Origin of the sequence: Bradyrhizobium sp. (genome assembly GCF_049512235.1) — a bacterium.
Taxonomy (GTDB): Bacteria; Pseudomonadota; Alphaproteobacteria; order Rhizobiales; family Xanthobacteraceae; genus Bradyrhizobium.
Genome location: NZ_JBEKXH010000490.1, coordinates 1 through 4,710 on the forward strand (window position 1 = coordinate 1; position 4,710 = coordinate 4,710).

Consider the following 4,710-nt stretch of genomic DNA (forward strand, 5'->3'; position numbering starts at 1 on the left):
CCATTGTGTGGGGAATGCCGGATGATCCGGTGCCTCGCTGTTACCTCGTGTGCGTCGGCCGTTTTCTTGCACGCGAGGCCGCGGGTGCCTCTGGGCATCGCGGCATTCCCCGCGCCCTCTGTGATCTCGAGGGCGAGACGTTCTTGCAAAAGCCCGGGCGCCTCGCGCCGCGGGGCGTTTATTTGCGCCTGGAGCGACCGATCGTCATGCCCGGGCCTTCGCCGCGCCGAAGGGGCTTCGGCCCCGCAGGCGGGACCTCTGGGCGAAGACGCGCAGAGCCTTTCATCGGGGCGGCGCTTCGCGCGGACCCGCTGGCGCTTTGGCCCGGCCATGACGAAAATGAAATGAAACCCAGGCGTCGGATGCCGCCGCTTCCCCGCGACCTGTCGCAGCGCAGCAGCGATCGGATCGCCTGATGGCAACCACCCCGGGGCGCCGCTGGCGCCAGCGCGCCGCATCGTGCTGAGGGGCGGCCGCCCCCGCCCGACCCGGGCGTCCACCAGAGATCGGCTTGGGCGCTTGGCAATGTCCAGGGTTGAATTATCGGTTGATCGTAGCGCTCGACGATCGGCCGAGCTAACATACTTGAAATCAAGCTTCTAAATTTTGCCGTCTTATTGACTAAGAACTAAGCTGAAGTCGAATTGTTTGAGAACGCAATTTTTTGAGAACGCAAATGCATAGCGGCATCGCGACGATGAAGCACGTTGCCCATTCTTCTGCGGTGCGGCTGTCCTGCATCGCAATGCTGGCACTGCTTGGCATTTCCACGGGGCATGCGCTTGAAAAAGATCAGGCGATCGAGAACTGTCGAAGTTCGAGTGGCAAGCCCGCTTACATGGCTTGCATGCAGGCCGGTGGAACGCATGAGGCGTGCTTCGGCAAAGCGAGGTCGATCGTCCAGTCCTGTGTGAGAGCCGCCATGACCGCGGCGCGTCCCAAGGCTGCGCTGTTCTCGGCGGACAAACTGGCGCCGACACCCGGCCAGGGCAAGATCAGCGCCGAGGACGCGGCAAAGGATGCGGCGGCAACGCTGGTGGCGCCGCCGCGAACGGTTGCCGACATCACGGCGATTCTCGACCAGCAGAAGCCCGATGCCGCCGCGATCGCCAGGCTGACGGCAACGGCTGACGCCGACATTCCGTCCGGACTGAAGGGTGGCGAACTCGCCGATTTCCACTACAAGCGCGCCCAGGCCAGAGCGCTGCTCGGCCGCGCCGACGCCCTCGACGATGCCGAGCTCGCGGTCAGCAATGGCCAGGGCGTCGATTACAGGAATCTCGGCAGCCGCTACGAAGACCTGCTGACGCGCCTGTTGCGCGATGCCGGGCAATTCAAGCGCGCCAACGCCTTGCTCACCAAGCAGTCGGCGACGTTCGCCAACCAGTCGAAGGGCAAGCTGTTCCGGGTGAACTACGTGTTCGCGCTGAGCTATTTGAAGAACGGCGACATCGACGCGGCGGAGACCTACGCCGCGCGCAATCGCACGCTGCTGGTCGAGGCGCAGCGCTGGCCGGTGTTCCCAATCTACGGGATGGCCTGGCAAGCCCTGGTGGAGGACGGCAACGCGCGGATCGAGGAGCAGCGCGGTCGTTACCCGCAGGCGGAGGCCGCCTATCACAAGGCGTCGATCCTGTATACAAGTTCACTGAAGGCCCTCCCGCAGTGGGAAAGCAAACCCGCCGAAGGGGATTTGGAAAGGTCGGCTGACTGGGCGCTGGCGTTCGAGGGTCGCGCCAAGGTGAAGCAGGGACGGGTCGGCGAAGGCGAGGCCGACGTCAGGCGCGCGCTGCTCAACCGGCTCAGTAAATCCGGTAAGTTTCATGCCGACACCGCCGGGGTGCTCGGGGTTCTCGTCTATGTGATCCAGGAGCAAGGCCGCTATGCCGAGGCCGAGCAGCTGCAGCGTGAGGTCATCGGTATCTATCAAGGGATCGGATATGGCGCCGAGTCCGGACAGATGGTCAGCGCGCAGGTGTTCCTCGCGCAAATCCTGAATCTGAGGGGGCAATACAAGGCCGCGTCGCAACTCTACGACCAGATCGACGCCTGGACTGCCCATTGGGAGCCGTCGCGGCGCGAAGCCATCAGCGGGGGGCTCGCGCGGATCGCCGTCATGCTGTCGCGCGGCGACAACGACAACGCGCTCGAAATCGCAGCGCGTACCTACGAGCGCGAACGCCAGAGATCCGGAGACAAGAGTTTTAATACCGCGCTATCGCGCGGCTTTTACGCAATCGCGCTGTCGCGCAAGGGCAAAGCGTCGGAATCACTGCTGGCCTTCAACGCGTCGCTGCCGGTCCTGTTGTCGACCTCAGGCGGCAGCGACGAGGACAGCGGCGCCACCGCCGCCGCCCGCGAGAACAGGATCCGGTTCGTGATCGAAGGCTATCTGCGACTGCTGAGCCGCACCCCGTCGCTTGCCACCGCCGCCGCCATAGAACAGACCTTCGGCTATGCCGACGTATTGCGTGGGCAGTCGGTGCAGCGCGCGTTGCAAGCCTCATCGGCACGTTCGGCCGCCAAGAATCCCGAACTCGCGCAATTGGTGCGGGCCTCGCAGGACAGCGATAAGCAGATCGGCGCGGCGGTGGCCACTCTGAACAATCTGCTGACCCTGCCGGAATCCGAGCGCGATGCGGCAGCGCTTACCAGCACGCAGGCCGAGATCGCCCGCCTGCAGTCGGCGCACACCCAGACCTTGAAGGACATCGCCAGGAAGTTTCCCGATTACGGTAACCTGGTGAATCCGCCGCCGCCGGGAGCGGCGGAAATGCAGAAGCAACTCGGCGATGACGAGGCACTGCTGTCGTTCTATTTCGGCCGGTTCGACAGCTTCGTCTGGATCCTGCGCAAGGCCGGACCCGTCCAATTCAGCCGCATCGAGCTGACGCTCGGCGACCTCAACGCGGAGGTGACCAAGCTGCGCGAAGCCCTCGAACCGAATGCCGCGATGATCTCGGATATTCCGGCCTTCGACTTGAAACTCGCCTATGACCTGTATGCGACCTTGCTGAAGCCGGCGGAAGCCAACTGGAAGCCGGCCAAAAATCTGATCGTCGTTACCAATGGAGCGCTTGGCCTGCTGCCGCTGTCCTTGCTGCCGACGGCGCCATCGGAGATCGATCCCGCGGACGATCCGCTGTTTTCCAGCTACCGAAAAGTGCCGTGGCTGGCCCGCACCCACGCGGTGACGCTGGTGCCTTCGATCTCCGCGCTCTTGACGTTGCGCAAGTTGCCGCCCGGCACGGCTTCGCGCCGGGAACTGATCGGCTTCGGCGATCCGCTGTTCAGCCAGGAGCAGGCGGATGAAGCGGCCAAGAGCGAACAGGCGGTGGAAACAGCCGATGCGTCCAACGTTACCCGCGGAATGCCTTTGAAGCGGCGCAACAGTCCGAAGCTGGACGGCGTCGACAGCGTGCAACTGGCCCAGCTGCCGCGACTGCCGGATACCGCGGTCGAATTGAAATCGATCGCGCTGGCGCTGCAGGCCGATCCGGCCAAGGTGCTCAATCTGGGCAAGGACGCCAACGAGAAAAACGTCAAGACCAAGGATCTGTCGAAATTCAAGGTGATCGCATTTGCGACCCACGGTCTGGTGCCCGGCGAATTGGACGGCCTGACCCAGCCCGCGCTGGCGCTGTCGGCGCCGGCGGTCGCCGATAGCGACGGTGACGGCCTGCTCACGATGGAGGAAATTCTGTCGTTGAAGCTCGATGCCGACTGGGTCGTTCTGTCGGCCTGCAATACCGGTGCCGGGGCGGTGGCTGGTGCGGAGGCCGCGTCCGGCCTGGGCCGCGCCTTCTTCTATGCCGGCACGCGTGCCCTGCTGGTCACCAACTGGTCGGTGCATTCGCAGTCGGCGCGGGAACTGATGACGGATTTGTTCAAGCGCCAGGCCGACGATCCAACGCTCACTCGCGGCGAAGCCATGCGTCAGGCGATGTTGGCCTTGATGGATGGTCCGGGATATCTCGGCAGTGACGGCAAGACGGAGTTCAGTTATGCGCATCCGCTGTTCTGGGCGCCGTATTCCATCATCGGCGACGGAAGAGCGCGCTAGGGTCGTGGGGGAATGACGGTGAGAAATCGTTTTTTAGCGACCATCTTTCTAGCGGTAAGCGTTACGGCGTTTGCGTCCTCCTCGATGCCGGCGCACGCGTCGCATGTTCTGATCACCGAGGAAGAGTCAAAGCTGCCGCCACCTCGCGGCGCGGTTGCAGCCGACCGGCGGGGAATAACCCGGGGCCCCAAGATCGACGTGGTCATGCCGGCCGACAACGTTCACTCTCCGGTGCACTTTCAGTTGAAGTTCGAGTCCTTCGGAGGCGCCAAAATCGATCCGGACTCGGTCAAGGTCACCTATCTCAGAACACCCAATGTCGACCTGACGCCACGCATCAAACCCTTCGTGCAACCCACCGGCATTGACATGCCCGACGCCGAACTGCCGGCCGGCGACCACATGGTCAGGGTCGATATCAAGGACTCCGATGGGCGCGTGGGCAGCACGAGTTTTGTCCTAAAGGTGGCCCCTTGAATTCGATGCCGGTGATCTGCCCATTCTGTACCCGTGAGAACCCCTCGGCCGCGCTGGTTTGCGGCAGTTGCGCGCGCGACATCGCCATCCCGCCGTCCGTGATCGCGGAGCGGGACGATCTGCTTCGCAAGCGGGATGCTGTGCGTCAGGAATTGTCGGGTATCCAGGCC

Annotated in this window: 2 protein-coding genes; both read left to right on the forward strand. The window is 63.7% G+C overall.

Annotation, left to right across the window (positions count from 1 at the left end):
* The first annotated feature begins 676 nt into the window (after window positions 1–676).
* Window positions 677–4,063, forward strand: a complete 3,387-nt coding sequence (locus tag ABSG20_RS30195; RefSeq protein ID WP_423868120.1) for a CHAT domain-containing tetratricopeptide repeat protein — start codon at window positions 677–679, stop codon at window positions 4,061–4,063.
* 12 nt (window positions 4,064–4,075) lie between these two features.
* Complete coding sequence (locus tag ABSG20_RS30200; protein WP_423868121.1) at window positions 4,076–4,540, forward strand: hypothetical protein; 465 nt, start codon at window positions 4,076–4,078, stop codon at window positions 4,538–4,540.
* Window positions 4,541–4,710: the final 170 nt, after the last annotated feature.